Source organism: Thermoleophilum album (genome assembly GCF_900108055.1).
GTDB lineage: Bacteria > Actinomycetota > Thermoleophilia > Solirubrobacterales > Thermoleophilaceae > Thermoleophilum > Thermoleophilum album.
In genome coordinates this window covers 763,707-781,860 of the sequence record NZ_FNWJ01000001.1, presented here as the reverse complement: position 1 = coordinate 781,860, position 18,154 = coordinate 763,707, and the positions used below count along the sequence as shown (strand labels likewise).

Below are 18,154 nucleotides of genomic sequence, written 5' to 3'. Positions count from 1 at the left end.
CGTGGCGAGAGCTGACCGCGAGCGGCCGCCCGACGAGTTCTCTGCCGGTGGCGTGGTGGTCAGAAGGTTCGCGGGGCGTCCGTTCATCTGCGTAGTGGAGCCGCGCAAGGGCGTGCTGGCGCTGCCCAAGGGCCACGTCGAGCCGGGCGAGACGCCGATCGAAGCAGCAGTCCGAGAGGTGCGGGAGGAAACCGGCTTGACGGTCGAGCCGGTTTGCGAGCTTGGTGAGACTCGCTACTGGTACACGCGCGGCGGGCGTCGGGTTTACAAGCGGGTGGTGTTCTTTCTCTGTCGCTACCGGGCAGGCGCGTTGCGCGATTACGACCGCGAAGAGGTGCTCGGCGCGTCCTGGATACCGCTTAGCGAAGCCCCAGAGCGGCTGTCTTACCGCGGGGAAAGGAAGATCGCGGCAAAGGCGCAAGCGATTGTCGCCGAGAGGACCGCGCCGGCCGCCGACGAACGGTAGGCTGCGCCGCCGTGTACGTGCTCAACTTCTACTCGCCGGTCTTCATCGACCAGCTCAGGCGCGGCCGCAAGACGGCGACCATTCGGCTCGGCGACAAGAGCCAGAAGTACCGCAAGGGCACGGTCGTGATGGTCACCGTCGGCTACCAGCATTCGCCGCGTGAGCGGATCTTCGAGGCGGTGATCGACTCGGTCGAGGTCAAGCGCGTGCGCGACCTATCGCCGCGCGACATCGAGCACGACAACCCTGAGTTCCGCCGCCTCGAGGAGACGATCCACTTCCTCGAGCAGATCTACGGGCGCAAGATCAGCCACGACGACACGGTCACGGTGGTCCGCTTTTCGCAGATCGTCGACCGCCCGCCGGAGCTGACGGAGCGCATGCGGCCGTCCGCACCGAGCCAGAACTAGCGGCGCCAGAACTAGCGCGAGGACCGCACCAGCGTGGCTCGCAGCGCACGTGCCGCAGCGGCGCGGTCGGCTGCGGCGGGGCAAGCAGCCGCCCGATAACGAGCGCTGCCTCGAGCCGACAGCCGGCGACGCCGCGATCCTTCGGGAGCGCTCTCCGACCGTGAACCGTCGAGGCCGCTCTCGGACCGTGAAAAGTCAGTGAATACCTGTGACATCTGGCACTCGCCGTGTTAGAGTGCCGAGCCGTGGCACTCGTGCCATGTGAGTGCCAAACAGGCGGTTAAACAAGTCTTCGACGCGGAACGGAGGTTCTGCCCATGAAGTTGAAGCCTCTAGGCGATCGGCTGATCGTGCGGCCGATCGAGGAGGAGGAAAAGACCCCGAGCGGCATCGTGCTGCCCGACACCGCGAAGGAGAAGCCGCAGCGCGGTAAGGTCCTTGCCGTCGGCGAGGGTCGCTGGGACGAAGACGGTGAGCGCCGTATTCCGCTCGACGTCTCGGAGGGCGACGAGATCCTCTACTCCAAGTACGGCGGCACCGAGATCAAGGTCGACGGCGAGGAGCTCCTGGTGCTGCGGGAGTCGGACGTGCTCGCCAAGGTCGAGGGGTAACGACTTCCAAAGGAGGAGTCCCTGATGGCACACAAGGAGCTCAAGTTCGACCACGAGGCGCGCCAGGCGCTCGAGCAGGGCGTTGACACGGTCGCCAACGCCGTGAAGGTGACGCTCGGGCCGAAGGGCCGTTACGTGGTCCTCGACAAGAAGTTCGGCTCGCCGACGATCACTAACGACGGCGTCACGATCGCCCGCGAAATCGAGGTCGAGGATCCGTTCGTCAACCAGGGCGCGCAGCTCGTGCGTGAGGTCGCGACGGCGACCAACGACGTTGCCGGCGATGGCACCACCACCGCCACTGTGTTGGCCCAGCGGATGGTGCGCGACGGCCTCAAGAACGTCGCCGCTGGCGCCAACCCCATCGCCCTCAAGCGCGGCATCGAGCGCGCGGTAGACCAGGTCGTCGAGCGGATCAAGGAGATGGCGACCGAGGTCGAGGGCAAGGAGCAGATCGCGCGTGTCGCAGCGATCTCAGCCGGCGACGACGAGATCGGCGATGTGATCGCCGACGCGATCGAGAAGGTTGGCAAGGACGGCGTCGTCAACGTCGAGGAGGGCCAGACCCTCGGCATGGACCTCGAGTTCACCGAGGGCATGCAGTTCGACAAGGGCTACATCTCGCCCTACTTCGTCACCGACCAGGACCGCATGGAGTGCGTCCTGGAGGACCCCTACATCCTCATCGCCAATCAGAAGATCGGCGCCGTCCGTGACCTGCTGCCGGTGCTCGAGCAGGTAATCCAGGCGGGCAAGCCGCTGCTCGTGATCGCGGAGGACGTCGAGGGCGAGTCGCTCGCGACGCTCGTCGTCAACAAGCTCCGCGGCACCTTCCAGGCGTGCGCGGTGAAGGCCCCGGGCTTCGGTGATCGCCGCAAGCGGATGCTCGAGGACATCGCGATCCTCACCGGCGGCGAGGTGATCACCGAGGAGATGGGCCTCAAGCTCGAGAACACGCAGCTCTCGCAGCTCGGGCGGGCCCGTCGCGTGGTGGTCACTAAGGACACCACCACGATCGTCGACGGCGCCGGCGATCCGGAGCAGATCAAGGGTCGGATCAACCAGATCAAGACGGAGATCGAGAACACCGACTCCGACTTCGACCGCGAGAAGCTCCAGGAGCGGCTGGCGAAGCTCGCCGGCGGCGTCGCCGTGGTGAAGGTTGGTGCCGCCACCGAGACCGAGATGAAGGAGAAGAAGCACCGCGTCGAGGACGCCCTGCAAGCGACTCGCGCGGCGCTCGAAGAGGGCATCGTGCCGGGCGGCGGCGTGGCCCTCTTGCGCTCGCAGAAGGCGATCGACCTCGACAAGTTCGAGGGCGACGAGCGCACCGGTGCGCGAATCGTCTACCGAGCGCTTGAGGAGCCGTTGCGGCAGATCGCCGAGAACGCCGGCCTGGAGGGCTCGGTGGTGGTCAACGACGTCCGCGAGGCCGAGTCGAAGGGCATCAACTACGGTCTCAACGCGGAGACCGGAGAGCTCGTCGACCTGGTCCAGGCGGGCGTGATCGACCCGGCGATGGTGACCCGCTCGGCGCTCCAGAACGCCGCTTCGATCGCCAAGAACATTCTCACCACCGAGGCGATCGTGGCGGAGATCCCGGAGAAGGAGCAGGCGGGCGCTGGCATGCCCGGCGGCGGCGGCATGGACTTCTAGTCCGCCAAACCACCGCTTCCCAGTCCTGCGGCGGGCCCGGCCAGACGGCCGGGCCCGCCTTCTCTTTGCAAGCGGGCTCGCGCTGAGGGGCTCGCGCTCAGCGACAGGGCCGTACCGAGAGCACCGCGCGGCGCGCCCGCACGCGCAATTCGAGCGACTGCGTGGACCGCAGCCAACGCCAGTTGCGCGGCGGCAGGACGCACCCGGAGACGAGTACGCGGCAGGGAGTGAACGGTCTGCGGAGAGTCGCAAGCGAAGCGCGGACGAGATAACTGCGTGTGCGCTTACCGGCGATCTCCAACCGCCACCCACGCCGGCGCTCCGTCGAGCGCACGAAGCCGTCTTCAAGGAACCTGCGGCTTGAGCTGCCACGCGGAAACGCCAGGAGTTCCAGACGATCGGCGCGGTCACGAAGCCTGATGACTCGGCCACCACCGTAGGGGGCGAGCGTTTCGACATCAGGGCTCAGCAGGGGGATCAACGCACCCGAGCGCACCAGCACCGGGATCTCAGCGAGTGGCGCCGGCAGCTCGAGTTCGCGCCCGCCAGCGAGCAGCCGCGGTTGTTCTAGCCGTAGTAGGCCCGGCCGTCGACCGACCGCAACCGATCGCCAGAGGTCGATCCAGGTTCCCGCTGGTACATACAGTCGGCGGCTGCGGGCACCTGGCGCAAGGACCGGCGCGACCAGCAGGTCGGGACCGAACAGGTACTCGTCTTCGCGTGCACTTGCCTGCGCGTCGCGTGGATAGGCGAGCGCGAGGTGCCGCACGATCGGCATGCCAGTGCGCTGGTACTCGCGATCGGCAGCCAATAGGTACGGGTACAAGCGGTTGTGGATGGCCGCGTAGCGCGCCCAGTTTGCGATCTGGTCGGGATCCTCGACCTGTGGCCGGTCGCGGGGAGGCAGGGCGAAGCCCGATCGTTGCGTGCGCATCACCGGCGAGAAAGCACCGAACTGCACCCAACGCTGGAGCAACTCGGGTGTCAGACGGTTATCGCCAAGGGCGAAGTAGCCGCCGATGTCAGAGCCCCACACGGACACGCCGGAAAGACCGGCGCTGAGCGCGAGCTTGACTTGCGAAGCAAGCCCGTCGAAGTCCCAGCCGGTGGTCGGGTCACCGCTCCAGACCACCTGAGCGCAGCGGGCTGCGCCCGTGTAGCCGGAGCGTTGAAAGCGAACGAGGGGACGCGGTGCAGCACTCGCATAGCGGTAGGCCTCGCAGTGGTAGAGGCGGGGGTAGGCGTTGTGGAGGCGCGTACCCAGGGTGCCATCGCTAGCGAGTGAGTCGAGCGGCGTGTACTCACCGAAATCCTCCATCCACCCGTCGTGTCCGTCGGCGACCGCCTCGTCGAGCACCCGCCGGAACAAGGCACGCCCGGCAGGTGCCGAAAAGTCGAACTGTCCGACCAGGAACATGCCGGTGCGACGCCCGACGGTCTGGGCGGTCGGATCGGCGCCCGCTCGCGGTCGCGCTTGCCGACCTGGTCGCCGCAGGGCAGGTAGTGGGTGTAGGTCTGGGCGACCGATAACGGGGCGCCAGCGGCCCTGAGCTTGCGAATTTGGGCGACGCGTTCCTCCACCTCACCGCCCGGCTGGTACCACGGACCAAAGACCCATGGCGCCGCGACCGGTGGCTGTCGCCCAACGTAGGCGGTGAATTGGCCGAGTACATCCCTCGGCGTGCGGCCCGCGAAGAAGTGCAAGCGCAGCTCGCTCGGTGCCCCCACGAGACCGGTGTCGCGCGGTCGATCCACGACCGACAGCGACCAAACAGCCGCGTTGCTCGCGCCGAGCTGGTGGTAGACGGTTTCGTCGTTTTCCACCAGCACACCGATGCCTCGCGTCGAGAGCACCCACGGGACGGGGTAGTAGGTCGCGTCGGCGCGCGCGCGGAACCCCCAGGGAGGCACGAAAAGGGAAACTAATGTGCTCTCGGCGCCGGGCTGATAGGGGCCATCAGCGACGTACGACTCGACTTCGCGCCCTGAGTGATCGACGGCATCGGCGCGCTCTCCGAGTCCCAACAGTCGCTCCCCAGCAACCCTTCGAAAGCCGATCTCGAAGCTCGAGGGCGGCGGCAGGAGGCGGTCGGCGCTCGCCCACAGCGAAACGCCGCCGGAAGGTCCTCGTGCGATCCGCACGAGCAGCCGAGTGCCGGTGGGATCGTCGGTCGCGACCACCAACCTCAGGCCCTGGTCATCCCGTGTCGCCGCCAACACGCGCGTAGCGCGCCGCCGCCCGAGCACGGTCGAAAAACCCAGCTCGGCGCCCACTGCCTCCTCGAGCACCGCCCCACCGCGCCGCGCACGCACGGTTAGGCGCCAGGGATCGGTCTCGACGGTGGCGACGGTCTCGTCGCCGACGACGGACAGCGAACACCGGTCCCCCCGAGACCACAATACCCGCTCGGGTTCTTGGCGAGGTACTGCTGGTGATACTCCTCCGCGTAGTAGAAGGGTCCCGCCGGCGCGATCTCGGTGGTGATCGGCCCGAAACCGGCCTTCGCCAGCTCCTCGCCGTAGCGGTCGCGAGCGGCTCGCGCCAGCGTCAGCTGGCGCTCGTTCGTGCTGTAGATCGCCGATCGGTACTGAGTGCCGATGTCGTTGCCCTGGCGCATGCCCTGGGTCGGATCGTGCTCTTCAAAGAAGCTCCGAAGCAGCTCGCCGTAGTCGATCTTCTGCGGATCGAACACCACGAGCACAACTTCGGCGTGACCGGTGAGTCCGGAACAGACCTCCTCATAAGTGGGGTTGGGAGTGAAGCCGCCGCTATAGCCGACGGCGGTCGTGTACACCCCCGGCAGGCTCCAGAAGACCCGCTCCGCCCCCCAGAAGCAGCCCATGCCGAAGATCGCTCGCTCTGTGCCCTCCGGGAACGGCGGCGCCATCGGCGTGCCGAGAACGAAATGTCGTCCAGGCGTCCAGATCGGTTGGGACCTGCCCGGCAGTGCCTCCTCTGGGCGGGGCATCGCGACCTTCTTGCGCCACGACCACATAGCGATCAGGAAAGCACGCGTGCGACCGGCAACGGCTCTACCCCGAGTGATCGCACGTCGGCCGCCGTCGAATCCACGCACAGGCCCGACTCGAGCAGCAACTCCGCCTCGTCAGGTGCGGGGACCGCGTCACCTGCAAGGGAGCTACTCCACGCTAGGGCACGCTGGACGAGCGGCCACGGCATCGGCACTAACGGGCGCCCCAGGCCGAGCGCCTCGAGCACGGCAGCGCAGAACTGGCGCTGCGTTAGCAGCTCGGGCCCACAAAGCTCAACCGTCGCCGGCAGCGAAGTGAGCGCGACGAGGCGCTGCGCGCAGGCCGCGACGTCGTCGGCCCAGATTGGCCGGTAGCGAGCGGTCCCGCGCCCGATCAGCGGCACGAAGCCGAGCCCACGGGCACAAGCCTCGATCGTCTGCAGGTAGCGGTCACCGCGGGCATAGACAAGCGACGGCCTAACGATCGTCGCCCGAAGACCCGATTCGCGAACGATCTGCTCGGCCACCGCCTTGGCCCGCAACAGGCGCGGTCGGGCCCAAGGGCGGGCACCGAGCGCGGAGAAAAAAACAAACCGCTCGACCCCCGCCGCTCGCGCGGCGGCGACCAGCCGCGCCGTCCCGCCTACTACGACCTCCTCGATCGTGGCGCCGTCGGCGTCGCGGTTCGCCGACGCGAGGTGGACGACGGTTTCGACACCGCGCATCGCGGCGCGCGGTAGGGGCGGTTCAGCGAGGTCGGCGATCGCGATCTGTACCCGCGCCCGCAGGTCGCCGAGCTTGGTCGGGTCGCGCACCAGGCAACGCACCGGCCGATCGGCGGCGACCAGCCTGTTGACGAGCGCGCGGCCGACCGTTCCGGTTGCGCCGGTGACGAGCAGCAAGGCCGACCCCGATTAGTGGGCCATCGGCAAAGGTGTGCCGCTGATACCGGCTCCGCGCGCCGGGGACGCCAGCGACGGCGGGGCGGGTGGCATCTCCGCGACTAGGCCACGCGCGGCGTGGCGAATCGCCTGCGACGCGGGCGCATCGGGATCGACCAGCACGAGCGGCTTCCCTTGGTCGGCGCAGGCACGAAGTTCGGGCTGCAGCGGCACGCTGGCAAGCAGCGGCGCGGCAAGCTCCTCAGCTAGCGCTTCGCCACCCCCCGACCCGAAGATCGCGTGCCGGGAGCCGTCGGGCGCCACGAACGCCGACATGTTTTCGACCACACCAGCGATCTCCAGCCCGTAACGCCGCGCCAGCTCAGCAGCGCGCTTGGCGACGCTCTGAGCCGCCGGCTGAGGGGTGGTCACGATCAGGAAGCGCGCCTGCGGCAACAGTTGCGCGAGCGTCATCGAAACGTCGCCGGTTCCCGGCGGCAGATCGATCAAGAGGTAGTCGAGCTCACCCCACTCGACGTCTTCTAGGAATTGACGGAGCGCTTTGTGGAGCATCGGACCCCGCCAGGTGATCGCCTGGTCGCGCTCGGAGAGGAAGAACTCGATCGAGATCACCCGGATCCCGCCGTGCGCAACTAGCGGCACGATCTTGCGCTGCGCGGACACCCGCGGCCGCCCGTGGACACCGAGCATGCGGGGAATCGAATAACCCCAAACGTCGGCGTCGAGCGCAGCCGCTCGATGCCCCTCGGCAAACAAGGCGGCAGCGAGGTTCGCAGTTAGCGTCGACTTGCCGACGCCGCCTTTGCCGGAAGCCACGCAGATGACGTTCGCGACCTGTGCGAGCGCGCCATCGGGCAGACCTTGCGGGCGGCCGAGTTGCTGCTGCAAGCGTTGCTTCTCCTCGGGCGACAAAACGTCGAAGGCCACGTCAACCGAGGCCACGCCCTCGATACCGGAGACCACCTGCCGCACCGAACGCTCGAACTGCGCGCGGATCGGACAGCCCGGAGTGGTCAGAGCAACCACAACCGAGACGCGGCCGTCCGGCGCGATTTCGACAGAGCGGACCATCCCAAGCGAAACGATGTCGCGCCGCAGCTCGGGGTCGATGACGGCCCGCAGCGCCTCGATGATCTCCGACCTACTCGGCACGCCCGCGATTGTCGCAGAACGAGTGCGGCGCCTCGTCGAGGCGCCGCACCGGGAGGGAGGAGGGTTTTCAGGGTCGTTTGGTCAAACGAGCCCGGAGGCTTGCGACTGGAGGCGCGACAGCAAGTTCCGCAGCTCGCGCTGTGTCTGGCTTACCTGGCGCTCGAGCTCCCGCCGGTTGCGGCGCAAGGTGCGCTCAGCGCTGCGTCGACGCTGCCGCAGCTCGCGCTCGAGCTGGGTGCGCACACGACGCACCTCCCGTTGGAGGCGGTTACGGGCGGTCGCGCCGCGCCGCTCCAAGCGCCGGAGATTTTCGCGCACTTGGCGCTGCAGCTGCTGGAGCTCGGCCTCCGGGTCGTTCGCAAGCGGCCGAACCGCCTCGACCACTGCGTCGCGCGCCTCGAGCACCGCACCGACCTGAATCAGCAGTGCGCGCTCGGCCTGCTCGCCGACGCTGCGCAGAACCGCGGCGGGGCCACCCGCAGAATCGACCGCGGTCGTGCGGGCACCGCCGGTGCGGCTCGCGCTGGCGCGGCTCGTGGCACGACGAGCGCGGGTCGTAGAGCGCTTGGCGCCAGAAGCGGCGCGTCGGGCGCCGGTACGGGCGCTTGCGCTCGTACGCGCGGCTCCCGTGCGGGACGCACCGTTCCCGGTCTGCGACGGTCGTGTCGCCTCCGTGGTGGTCCTCTCCTGCTGAACGTTCGTAGTGGTTTCGGCCATCTTGATCACCTCTTCGATTTGTGTTCGCGAAGTTTATTAGATCTAACTAGCTCCGTCACCCGCGCACTTCTACCCTGGCCGCGGTGGCAGAGAACTCGCTCTTCACGATCGGCCATTCGACCCACCCGGCACGAGAGTTCGCGCAGCTTGTGGCGAGCCAGGGGATCGATCTGGTCGTCGATGTACGGCGCTTCCCAAGCTCTCGGCGCTACCCGCACTTCGCACGCGTCAACCTCGAGCGCGATCTAGGCACACACGCGGGCGCCGACTACCTGCATCTTCCGCACCTCGGCGGGCGCCGAACCCCGCGAGCGGACAGCCCGAACCTGGGGCTCGTATCGCCACAATTTCGCGGCTACGCCGACCACATGCTGACCGACGAGTTCCGCGAGGCGTGCGCGCAGTTGCTGAAGCTCGCGGATCACCACCGGCTAGCAGTGATGTGCGCTGAAGGTGATTGGCGGCGCTGCCACCGGCAACTGCTCGCGGACGCCCTCCTCGTCAGCGGTGCGGTAGTCCTCCACATCCTGCCTGACGGGCGACTCGAGCGGCACCGCTTAAGCCCACTTGCCCGGTTCGACGGCACACGCTTGAGTTATCCCGGCGCAACCCTCCCGGACATTCGTTGATTCGCCGGCCGTGGGCATCAAGTCCGGCAGTGTGGTGCCGACGGGTGGTACGTGCCCCCCGGAGCACGCCTGCAGCCAGCACGCTTGCGCAAATGTCGCGCAGACCCCAATCCTGCTGGCCCGAGGGGGAGACGCGAGCGAATAACCAGATGTGGCGGCGCCGCACTGCTCACCGTGTCCGCGACCTTGCTCGCTGCGGCGCTCGTGCCAGCTGGAGCGGCGTTTGGTTCCGCTGCCAGCAAGGTGGAGGTGAGCTGTGCACGTGCAGCGGCCGCCGCCGCCAACGTTGCCTCGTTCGCGAGCTTGCCGCCAGCGCAGCGACGATCGAGAAAACGGGCCTTCGTGCGCGCGGCACTGTGCGCTATCAACGCCGTTCGCGCTGAGCACGGTCTACGCCCCATGCGTCTCAACCCTCTCCTGACGCGTGCCGCCGAGCAGCATTCGAAGGACATGGTTAGGCGCGGCTACTTCTCGCACACCGCGCCCGGTGGGCGGTCGTTCCTCGCACGCATCGCGAAGAGCGGCTACCTGCGGCGGGCGCGCAACTGGACAGTCGGCGAGAACATCTCCTGGGGTGTCGCCGCGGCAGCTCGCCCGAGCAATACGGTCGAGATGTGGATGAACAGTCCGCCCCATCGCGCGAATCTGTTGTCGCCCCTGTTCCAGGAGGCGGGGATCGGTATCGCCGCAGGTGTGCCCGGCCAACCGGCCGCTCCCGGTCTTACGTACACGGTTGACTTCGGCCGCCGCCGCTAGCGCGCGCCGCTAACTACTGCCGGTCGCCCGCCGAGCCCCAAAAAAGCGGGCGCAGACGCGCGACCAGCGCGGGTGCCCGGGCGGCGATCAGCCGGGCGCGTGGTCGTGCGTCGAGCGGCAGGTCGAGACCGAGCGGCCCCAAGTCGAGGCTCCCACCCGCTTCGCGTACCACGAGCTGGGCTGCGGCCAGATCGACCGCGCGCACCGGCCGCAAAGCAACGACGCCGTCGACGCGACCCTCGGCCAACAAACAGAGAGCCGCAGCGACGCCCCCGAGAATGCGCACGCGCTCGGCTCCCGAGCTGGCGATCGCGAACGCTTGCTCGGCGACCGCCCCGGGATGAGCGCACTCCAACGCCAACACCTCGAGCTCTCCCCGCGGCGCGTCACCCAACGTGAGGCGCACGCCCCTCGCAAAGGCGCCCCCGCCAGCCTGCGCCCACCACTCGCCGTCGCCCGCCAGCTCAGCGATGTAGCCAAAGTGCACCGCGTTGACCGTTTCGCCCTCGGCCACCGCGAACGAGATCGCCGCGAAGGGAAGCCCGCGTTTCGCGTTCAAGGAACCGTCAACCGGGTCCAGCACGATGCGGGTGCGGCCGCCTCCGCCCACCGAAACCAGGCCGCGTTCCTCGGACAGCACCGAAGCCGCCACACCGAGTCGTTCGAGCTCGTCGAGCGCGGCCTGCTCGGCGACGGCATCAACGGTCAGCGAGACGTCGCCCCCTGCACCGCGACCCCGTGGCTCGCCCCGCTCACGCGTGCTGCCGAGCCCGGCTAAAGCAGCTCGCGCGCATTCAGCGACACTGCGCGCGATCGCCAGCCAATCTCGGCTCCCGCCGCCCACCATGGGCGGCGTATCCTAGGGTCGCATGGCGCCCGAAGCGGACGCTGCTGGCTCGGCGGGGCCCGATGCCGTAGCGGTCGAACGGCGAGCGCAAGCGGACCAGGTGGCCGGCGGGCAACGGAACCCAGCGGTACCCCGTTGCGACTCCGCCGAGAGCGAGCCGCGCACCACGTTGATCTCGGGCCCACCGGGCGCCGGCCGCACGACGTTGCTGCTCAACCGCTTCCTAGCGCTTCTCGAGGCGAGCGCGGGGGGGAAGCCGTCCGCCAGCCTGCTCACGGCGGATCGACGCTCCGCCGAGCTGTTACTTGCCCGCACCGAGGCGCAGATCGGCTGCGCCTTCGAACGTTTGAACGTCCTCTCGGTAGCCGACGCAGCGGCGCAGATCCTGCGTCGACACGCGCGGCCGGCCGGCCTTGATCCGGCGTTCCCGCTCGTCGACCGTGCAACGCGGGTGCTGCTGATTCACGAGCATCTCGATCACCTTGCCCTCGTCGCCCACGATCCCGCCTCGGACCCTGCGGTACTGGCAGCAACCTTGGTCGAGGGGATCGACCGCCTGAAAGGCGAGCTGCTGTTACCTCGTGATGCGCTCGAGCGTGCCGAGAAGTCGCTGAGCAGCGGCCGTGACGACGCCGAGCGTGCGCGGGCCGCTCGCGCGGTGGAGGTCGCGCGTGCTTACGAGCTCCACGAGCGACTACTTGCTGAACGCGGCTGGATCGACCGCCCGGGAGCGGTGTTGCGAACGGTCGAGTTGCTACGCCGCGAGCCAGAAACGCGCCGCGCATGCGCGCGCTGGCTTGGTCACCTATTCGTCGATCAGTACGAGCGCCTAACGCTCGCCGAGGCGGCGTTGGTGGCGGCGCTCGCGGCGCACGCCGAGACCGTCACGGTTGCCGTGCGAGATGAGTTCTGGGTGCGCGACGGCGAGGCTGCCCGGCGCTCGCGGGAGGTCGCCGCCGACCTCGGGCCAACGCGCTCAACCGTGCGCCTCACGCCGACTCACCGCGAGCCGGTGCGGATCCTGGTCGCCAGCGAGACCGACGCGCCCGCCGCGGGTGATCGCTCCTATCGTTCGGCGTCCTCCGGTTGGCGTTTCTTGCATTTACCACGGGACCACGACCCGATCGAGGCGACAGCGCGTGTCTGTGGCGAGCTGGTTGCGGCAGCCGCGGACCCCGGCCTGGTCGCCGTGGTCTGTGAGGAACAGGCCTCGGCGGAACGGATCGCGCTCGCGCTCGAGCGACACGGGGTCCCGGCGAAGACAGCCGGCCGGGGAGCATTCTTCCGCCGTCCGGAGGTCCGCGATGTGCTGGCGTGGTTGCGTGCGCTCTGCGATCCCACCGATGCAGCGGCGGCAGTGCGCGCGCTCACGCGCCCCCCAATCGCTCTGGCCGCGGCTGATGTCGCGCGCATCACGCAGGTCGCGCGACGCCGTCGCGTCGAAATTCCGCGAGCCGTCGAGATCGCGTTGAGTGGCCCGCAGCTGTCGCCGGAAGGGCGCGAGCGCGCGAGCACCTTCCTGGAACTGTTTCGACGCGCATCGCAGGCAACGACGCAGGTGCGGCCCGACGCTTTCGTTCTGAGGCTGATCCAACGGGTCGGGCTCGATCGCAGCAACTCTTGCACGGAGACAGCGGCCGTCGAGCGTGCTCGAAACCTCGCCCTGCTGGTCGAGGTTGCCGCACGCCTGGCCGACCGCGACCCCGACGCGAACGTTGCCGACTTCGTGCGCTTGGTGAACGTCGCGGCTCGCGCCGGGATCGAGCCGGAGCCAGCCGATGGCGCTGGTGGGGGCGTGGTCGTCGTCTACGCCGGGGAGCCGCCGGTCGACGAGGTCGCGCGATTGGTCCTCCTCGCTGGTCCGACCACGGATCTTGCGTGGCTCGTCGAGCACGCCGCGCAGGCACGGGAACAAGTGGTCGTAGTGGACGCTGGCAGCGTCGCAGCGCGCGAACTGCGCGAGCGGTTGCGAGCGGAGGCCGAGGAGTTGGTCGCCGATCCGCTCGCCCGAACACCGCTCGAGCTACTGCTCGGCGAGCTGCGCACCCGGCTCAACGAGACGATCGACGAGGTCGCTGAGCGGATCGCCGAGATGCGTCTCGATACGCACGTGGAAATCGATCGGGCGGTGGTCGCGTGCCTCGAACTGATCGCGGTAACCGCGCTGGCAGCCGGCGGTCGCAGCGATCGCGAGGCGCTGGCGATGCTGCGCGACGTAAGCGCGGTGATCGCGCGTGCGGCGACACCGGCCCAGCGCGAGCTCTTGGCGAACTCCCGCCTCGAGGAACTGCTGACGACGAGTCACGGCCAGTGGCGAGCCGACCGAGCAGCCCCTGGTGTCGGCACCGAGGAACGCCTCGATCCGTTCATCCCGCGCAGCGGCGAGGGCCTGATGCTCTCCGCCTCCGACCTCGAGACCTACCGCCTCTGTCCCCTGCGTTACAAGTTCGCGCGGGTCTACCGGGTGCCGCAGGAGCCGACCCTTCAACAACGCTTCGGGATCGTGCTGCATCAGGCGCTCGAGCGCTTTCACCTCCACGGCGACGGCTCGCGTAATGCCCTGCTGCGGGCGCTCGAAGCCTGCTGGCGCAGGTCAGGCATCGGTGATGGCCCCCGCGAGCGCGCGCTGCTCGAACGCGCTCGCAGAGCGCTCGAACGCTATTGGGAAAGCCTCTCCGCCGACGACTCCGGTCGTCCCGTCTGGTTCGAACGGAACTTCGCCTTCCGACTCGGGCCACACCTGGTGCGGGGCCGTGTGGACCGCGTCGATCTCCACCGCGACGGCAGCTACGAGCTGATCGACTACAAGACCGGCAAGGAGCGCTCCGCCGTCGACCTTGCCGACGACATCCAGCTTTCGCTGTACCAGCTCGGCGCGCGCGAGGCCTGGGGCATCGAGTGCGGATCGCAGAGCTACCTCTATCTGCTCTCGGGCGAGAAGGTGGCGGTACCGGCCACCGAGGAGAACATCGAGCGGGTGAGCGAACGCGTACGCGAACTGGCCGCCAGCATCGCGGCACAGCGCTTCGAACCGCGTCCCGAGCCGCATCTTTGCGCCGCCTGCGACTACCGGATCATCTGTCCGGCCAGCGCGCTCTGAGCCGGCGCGGGTAGCGACGCGGGCCACCGAACGAGCAGCCGCGCGGAGCGTCAGCCCTGCTCGTCGTCGCCCGGCTTGCGGCCGCTGCCGCGCTGGCGCAAGAAGCGTTGGAAGTCGCGCGCGATGGTGTCGCCAGAGGGGATCCGGCGGGGGCCGGCGAGTTCCTCGTCATCGTCCGCCGCCGACTCCAGGCGCTCGACGAAGGCACGCGCCTCAGGATCCTGTTGGACGGCCGCCGTGACGCGTCGCTCGTACTCCTCCGCCGCTTGCTCGAGCTCCGAGGCCTCGACGACGACCTTCGCGGCACCTTCGAACGCCCTGACTAGCGCCAACGCGACCTTGGTGTTCGGCGTCGCGGCGACATAGTGGGGCGCAGACGCCCAGAGGCTGATCGCCGCGAGGCCTGCCTGCGCGCAGGCGTGGTGAAGAACACCGACGATCCCGGTGGGACCCTCGTAGCTCGAACGCGAGACCCCGAGCCGGTCCAGCACACTCGGGTCGGACGCGAACCCGGTGATCGTCACCGGGCGCGTGTGTGGAACATCGGCGAGCAGCGAACCGAGCGAAACCACCAGCCGCACGTTCAAACGCTCGGCTAGGTCGAGCACGAGTCGTGTATAGGTGCGCCAGCGCAGCGAAGGCTCGACGCCGCGCAGAACGATTAGATCGCCATCCGCCCCCGGCACCTCGGCGAACGAGAAAACGTTGCGCGGCCAAGTCAGCTCGCGCTTACCGTCGGCGGTCAACGAGACAGTCGGACGGACGGCCGTGAAGTCGTAGAACTCTTCCGGGTCGATGTGCGCGAACTCCCGCGCGCCGAGACGCCGATGGATGAAATCGACCGCGCACGATGCGGCATCGCCGGCGTCGTTCCAACCCTCGAACGCGCAGACCAGTACGGGTCGTCGGGCGAGCGGTAGTTCGTCAACGATCAGCGGCGAACTCACGATTTCACGGTAGCCGACGGAGCTGCCCGGGGCGCAGATCGTGCCCGCCGCCGCGGCGTCGAATACCCCTACACGGGTGGTGGCGGCACGCCCGCCGTCGCGACGGCGAGAAAGTGGGAGACCACGCGAGCGGTCTCACGCTCGTCGATCGGGCCGACCCGCAGAGCCCACGAGCGCCCGTCGATCGACTGGATGATGCGCGAGTTCAACCCCGAAGCGTCGAGCGCCGAACGCAACTGCTCGGCACTGGCAAGACCGTGGCGACCGGTCCACCACACATCGAGTCCGAACCGCCCGTCCCCGACCGGCCACAACGTCAAACGATCAGGGGGCTGCGTATCACGAGGCGAGAGAGTCATGCGCCGAGGGTGATCGGCGCGAGCGGCCCCCGCCTTGAGCCCAGCACCGCCCGCCGCGCGCTGGCGATCCCCGCGGCCCGCCGGGCTCGACACGATCCTTCGACTCCGTCCGCCCCCGTGCGCAGCATTCGCATCGTGGGGGAGAAAGCCACAGCGCTCGACGACAACGGGGCGGGAGGACCGCCGCTGGCAGCGCTGACAGCGGGAACCCCGCTATCGGGCGTCTACGCGTGCACGCGCAAGGACCTGTTGGTGGCGCGCAACGGTAGGCCGTATTTGGCGGTCGAGCTCGCCGACCGCAGCGGCCGGATCACCGCTCGGGCCTTCCGCGACGCCGCCTCGTTGGCAGCGAACTTCGAGCGCGGCGATCTCGTGCAGGTCGAGGGCCAAGTCACGCTTTTCCGCGGCGAGCTCGTCGCCGAGCTGCAATCGATTCACCGGGTCGAGCCTGAGGCAGTGGAGCTGGCCCGTGTACTTCCCCACACGCGGCGCGATCTCGGCGAGCTCGACGGCTTCTTCGAGTACCTGGCGCGCGAGATCACCGACCCTCCCCTCGCCGCGCTGGTGCGTGCGTTCGTCGACGACGACGAGTTCCGGGAGCAGTTTCGCGAGGCACCGTGCACGCGCGATGGGCATCACGCTTACGTCGGCGGCCTGCTCGAGCACACGGTTGCGGTGGCGACCCTCGCTCACGAGCTCTGCCAGGTGCACCCCCGCCTCGACCGCTCGCTACTGCTGGCGGCGGCGCTGCTTCACGACGTCGGAAAAACTCGTGAGTTCCAGCTCGGTGGGGAAATCACGCTGACTCGGGAAGGCGAGCTAATCGGCCATCTCGCGCTCGGACAACGGCTCGTGGAGGACCGCGCTCGGGCGCTTCCCGCACTCGACGACGCTCGCCTCGACGCGCTGATCCACTGCCTGCTCACCCACCACGGGCCGGAGCTCGTCCCGGGCAGACGCTTTCGCTCAGCCGAAGCGGCGGCTTTGCACCGCCTCAATCAGCTGGACGCTGCGGTGCACTCGGCGCTGCTGCGGCCGGCGGCTTGAGAGCTCGCCTGGCCAGACGCCAGGCGAAAAACAGCTGGATACCGGCGAAGCTAACCGCAAGCGCGCGGTCGGGTAGGGCGTTCGCCAGCTCGGTTCCCACCACCACGCCGACCGGCGACATTGCTCCCACAAGCAAACCGTCGCGGAGACGCACGTTGCCGTAGCCGTGCTGCCGCCACGCACCAACGACAGCGACGAACGCGACTGCCAAGAGCGAGGTCGCTTCCGCCTCTACCTGGGACATCCCGAGGAACGTCACGAGCCCCGGTACGAACAGCACCCCCCCGCCGACCCCGAGCAGACCGCTCGCCACACCTGCCGCCAAGCCGACGACGACGAGCCCGACGACGTCGCCCACACTCATCGAAGTCCGCGGGAACCCTTCACCGCTTCAGAAGAACGCGAGTTTGATCGCCGATAGCACCAGTACGACGCTGAAGATCCCGGCAACCGCTCGTTCGGAGAGGCGTTGCTGGAGGGCGACTCCGGCGACCACACCGGCCAGCGCTGGCGCTCCGATCACGGCCGCCGCCGCCACGTCGACGTTGCCGTGGAGGGCATGCGCGGCGGCTGCGAGCGCACCGATCACCGCAATCGCACACAGTGAAGTGCCGGTCGCTAGGCGTTCGCCGTAGCCGAGCCACACGATCAGCAGCGGCACGATCACCGTGCCGCCACCAATTCCGAAGAGGCCACTGAACGCTCCGCCCGCGGTGCCGATCACGGCGAGTCGGGCCAGACGGGCGCTCATCAGCTCTGCATACTAAGGAGAGTGGCGCTCGCTCCCCCGGAGGCGCAGGCAGCCCTCGAGCCGCTCCTGGCGGAGCCCGGCCGCTCCGCCGTGCTCTGCGACATCGATGGCACGCTTGCCCCGATCGTGGAGCGCCCGGAAGAAGCGCACGTCAGCGAAGAGATCGCACGCCTGCTCGCACGGCTAGCCCGCCGCTACCGTCTCGTCGCCTGCATCTCCGGGCGCCGCGCGAGCGAAGCCCGGCGGCTGGTCGGTGTCGGCGCGATTGCCTACGCCGGTTCGCACGGTGCCGAGCTGCTTTTGCCCGGGGCGCGCGAGCCGGAGGTCGCTGCCGAGTTCAGATCGTGGGAAGGGCGTGTGCACCGCTTCGCGGACTCGCTGCCGGCGCGCGAGCTCAGGCTCGCGCAGATCCGCCGCGAGGACAAGGGGCCGATCGTCGCCTTCCATTGGCGCGGTGCGCGCGACGAGCGGCGTGCACTAGCGATGATCGAGGAGATCGAGCGCCGCGCGACCGCCGCCGGACTCGCCGTTCACCGCGGTCGCAAGGTCCTCGAGTGTCGACCACCGATCGAGATCGGCAAACATCGCGCAGTTCGTCAGCTGGTCACGCGGTTTGGCTTCAGTAGGGCTCTGTTCGGCGGCGACGACGCGACCGATGTCGACGCCTTCGCCGAGCTCGAGCGGCTGCGTGCCGACGGACACTTGGAACAGGTCGTGCGGGTAGCGGTGCGCTCCGACGAAGCCCCGCCCGACCTCTATCGCTTCGCCGACGTCGTCGTCGAGGGAATCGGCGGCTTCGCCTCGCTGCTCCGCCGACTGGCGGAGGGATGAC

General features: G+C 68.8%; 19 protein-coding genes and 1 pseudogene. 9 read left to right on the top strand and 11 right to left on the bottom strand.

Going from position 1 to position 18,154, the window contains the following annotated elements; all coding sequences use genetic code 11:
• Window position 1 precedes the first annotated feature (1 nt).
• From BLW41_RS03850 to groL, 4 genes are all read left to right on the top strand, one after another.
• Window positions 2–466: an NUDIX hydrolase gene (locus BLW41_RS03850; protein WP_093116366.1), complete on the top strand. Its 465-nt coding sequence runs from the start codon at window positions 2–4 to the stop codon at window positions 464–466.
• 11 nt (window positions 467–477) lie between these two features.
• A complete protein-coding gene (locus BLW41_RS03845) occupies window positions 478–876 on the top strand; it encodes an ASCH domain-containing protein (protein ID WP_093116364.1) in 399 nt (132 codons plus the stop codon).
• A 317-nt stretch (window positions 877–1,193) separates the two neighbouring features.
• Window positions 1,194–1,487: a co-chaperone GroES gene (gene groES, locus BLW41_RS03840; RefSeq protein ID WP_093116362.1), complete on the top strand. Its 294-nt coding sequence runs from the start codon at window positions 1,194–1,196 to the stop codon at window positions 1,485–1,487.
• A 24-nt stretch (window positions 1,488–1,511) separates the two neighbouring features.
• Window positions 1,512–3,143, top strand: a complete 1,632-nt coding sequence (gene groL / locus BLW41_RS03835) for a chaperonin GroEL (RefSeq protein WP_093116360.1) — start codon at window positions 1,512–1,514, stop codon at window positions 3,141–3,143.
• 97 nt (window positions 3,144–3,240) lie between these two features.
• On the opposite strand, the gene BLW41_RS03830 is transcribed toward groL, so the two are convergent.
• From BLW41_RS03830 to BLW41_RS11080, 6 genes and pseudogenes are all read right to left on the bottom strand, one after another.
• The gene (locus BLW41_RS03830; RefSeq protein WP_093116359.1) at window positions 3,241–4,560 is read right to left on the bottom strand and encodes a TIM-barrel domain-containing protein; all 1,320 of its coding nucleotides are present in this window, start codon (window positions 4,558–4,560) and stop codon (window positions 3,241–3,243) included.
• 458 nt (window positions 4,561–5,018) lie between these two features.
• Window positions 5,019–5,543 (bottom strand): annotated as a pseudogene (locus tag BLW41_RS11510) (hypothetical protein); the annotation flags it as partial.
• Window positions 5,459–6,139: a peptide-methionine (S)-S-oxide reductase MsrA gene (gene msrA / locus BLW41_RS03815; RefSeq protein ID WP_177169311.1), complete on the bottom strand. Its 681-nt coding sequence runs from the start codon at window positions 6,137–6,139 to the stop codon at window positions 5,459–5,461. The pseudogene BLW41_RS11510 and the gene msrA, both read right to left, overlap by 85 nt.
• Before the next feature lie 5 nt (window positions 6,140–6,144).
• Complete coding sequence (locus BLW41_RS03810; protein WP_093116353.1) at window positions 6,145–7,017, bottom strand: SDR family oxidoreductase; 873 nt, start codon at window positions 7,015–7,017, stop codon at window positions 6,145–6,147.
• A gap of 12 nt (window positions 7,018–7,029) precedes the next feature.
• Complete coding sequence (locus BLW41_RS03805; RefSeq protein WP_093116351.1) at window positions 7,030–8,169, bottom strand: Mrp/NBP35 family ATP-binding protein; 1,140 nt, start codon at window positions 8,167–8,169, stop codon at window positions 7,030–7,032.
• Between the two features lie 81 nt (window positions 8,170–8,250).
• On the bottom strand, window positions 8,251–8,886 hold the full coding sequence (locus BLW41_RS11080) for a hypothetical protein (protein WP_143038570.1): 636 nt from the start codon (window positions 8,884–8,886) through the stop codon (window positions 8,251–8,253).
• Window positions 8,887–8,969: 83 nt separating this feature from the next.
• Between BLW41_RS11080 and BLW41_RS03795 the strand changes: the two genes are divergently transcribed.
• Both BLW41_RS03795 and BLW41_RS11425 read left to right on the top strand, forming a co-directional pair.
• The gene (locus BLW41_RS03795) at window positions 8,970–9,515 is read left to right on the top strand and encodes a DUF488 domain-containing protein (RefSeq protein ID WP_177169308.1); all 546 of its coding nucleotides are present in this window, start codon (window positions 8,970–8,972) and stop codon (window positions 9,513–9,515) included.
• A gap of 51 nt (window positions 9,516–9,566) precedes the next feature.
• Window positions 9,567–10,271 carry a CAP domain-containing protein gene (locus BLW41_RS11425; RefSeq protein WP_342741411.1) on the top strand — a complete coding sequence of 235 codons (705 nt, stop codon included), beginning with the start codon at window positions 9,567–9,569 and terminating at the stop codon, window positions 10,269–10,271.
• A 13-nt stretch (window positions 10,272–10,284) separates the two neighbouring features.
• On the opposite strand, the gene BLW41_RS03785 is transcribed toward BLW41_RS11425, so the two are convergent.
• Complete coding sequence (locus tag BLW41_RS03785) at window positions 10,285–11,118, bottom strand: inositol monophosphatase family protein (RefSeq protein ID WP_093116343.1); 834 nt, start codon at window positions 11,116–11,118, stop codon at window positions 10,285–10,287.
• A 22-nt stretch (window positions 11,119–11,140) separates the two neighbouring features.
• On the opposite strand from BLW41_RS03785, the gene BLW41_RS03780 reads away from it, so the two are divergent.
• A complete protein-coding gene (locus BLW41_RS03780) occupies window positions 11,141–14,218 on the top strand; it encodes a PD-(D/E)XK nuclease family protein (RefSeq protein ID WP_093116341.1) in 3,078 nt (1,025 codons plus the stop codon).
• Window positions 14,219–14,268: 50 nt separating this feature from the next.
• Here BLW41_RS03780 and BLW41_RS03775 read toward each other — a convergent pair whose 3' ends face one another.
• Window positions 14,269–15,165 (bottom strand): PAC2 family protein, encoded by an 897-nt coding sequence (locus tag BLW41_RS03775; protein WP_177169307.1) that lies wholly within the window; start codon window positions 15,163–15,165, stop codon window positions 14,269–14,271.
• Window positions 15,166–15,233: 68 nt separating this feature from the next.
• Window positions 15,234–15,524, bottom strand: a complete 291-nt coding sequence (locus BLW41_RS11075) for an SPOR domain-containing protein (RefSeq protein WP_218138233.1) — start codon at window positions 15,522–15,524, stop codon at window positions 15,234–15,236.
• Between the two features lie 135 nt (window positions 15,525–15,659).
• Between BLW41_RS11075 and BLW41_RS11070 the strand changes: the two genes are divergently transcribed.
• Window positions 15,660–16,571 carry an HD domain-containing protein gene (locus BLW41_RS11070; protein ID WP_218138232.1) on the top strand — a complete coding sequence of 304 codons (912 nt, stop codon included), beginning with the start codon at window positions 15,660–15,662 and terminating at the stop codon, window positions 16,569–16,571.
• Here the strand turns inward: BLW41_RS11070 and BLW41_RS03765 are convergent.
• On the bottom strand, window positions 16,519–16,935 hold the full coding sequence (locus BLW41_RS03765; RefSeq protein WP_093116336.1) for a TSUP family transporter: 417 nt from the start codon (window positions 16,933–16,935) through the stop codon (window positions 16,519–16,521). The two genes, BLW41_RS11070 and BLW41_RS03765, sit on opposite strands and share 53 nt — an antisense overlap.
• Before the next feature lie 27 nt (window positions 16,936–16,962).
• On the bottom strand, window positions 16,963–17,322 hold the full coding sequence (locus BLW41_RS03760; protein ID WP_093116334.1) for a sulfite exporter TauE/SafE family protein: 360 nt from the start codon (window positions 17,320–17,322) through the stop codon (window positions 16,963–16,965).
• Window positions 17,323–17,343: 21 nt separating this feature from the next.
• Here BLW41_RS03760 and otsB point away from each other — a divergent pair, with 21 nt between their 5' ends.
• A complete protein-coding gene (gene otsB / locus BLW41_RS03755; RefSeq protein WP_218138231.1) occupies window positions 17,344–18,153 on the top strand; it encodes a trehalose-phosphatase in 810 nt (269 codons plus the stop codon).
• The last annotated feature ends 1 nt before the right edge of the window (window position 18,154 follow it).

What these genes read in the sequence shown, in the direction of transcription:
- groES (WP_093116362.1), top strand. Translation starts at nt 1,194, where the DNA reads ATGAAGTTGAAGCCTCTAGGCGATCGGCTGATCGTGCGGCCGATCGAG.
- groL (WP_093116360.1), top strand. Translation starts at nt 1,512, where the DNA reads ATGGCACACAAGGAGCTCAAGTTCGACCACGAGGCGCGCCAGGCGCTC.
- BLW41_RS03830 (WP_093116359.1), bottom strand. Translation starts at nt 4,560, where the DNA reads ATGTTCCTGGTCGGACAGTTCGACTTTTCGGCACCTGCCGGGCGTGCC.
- msrA (WP_177169311.1), bottom strand. Translation starts at nt 6,139, where the DNA reads ATGTGGTCGTGGCGCAAGAAGGTCGCGATGCCCCGCCCAGAGGAGGCA.
- BLW41_RS11080 (WP_143038570.1), bottom strand. Translation starts at nt 8,886, where the DNA reads ATGGCCGAAACCACTACGAACGTTCAGCAGGAGAGGACCACCACGGAG.
- BLW41_RS03785 (WP_093116343.1), bottom strand. Translation starts at nt 11,118, where the DNA reads ATGGTGGGCGGCGGGAGCCGAGATTGGCTGGCGATCGCGCGCAGTGTC.
- BLW41_RS03780 (WP_093116341.1), top strand. Translation starts at nt 11,141, where the DNA reads ATGGCGCCCGAAGCGGACGCTGCTGGCTCGGCGGGGCCCGATGCCGTA.
- BLW41_RS11075 (WP_218138233.1), bottom strand. Translation starts at nt 15,524, where the DNA reads ATGACTCTCTCGCCTCGTGATACGCAGCCCCCTGATCGTTTGACGTTG.
- BLW41_RS03765 (WP_093116336.1), bottom strand. Translation starts at nt 16,935, where the DNA reads ATGAGTGTGGGCGACGTCGTCGGGCTCGTCGTCGTCGGCTTGGCGGCA.
- BLW41_RS03760 (WP_093116334.1), bottom strand. Translation starts at nt 17,322, where the DNA reads ATGAGCGCCCGTCTGGCCCGACTCGCCGTGATCGGCACCGCGGGCGGA.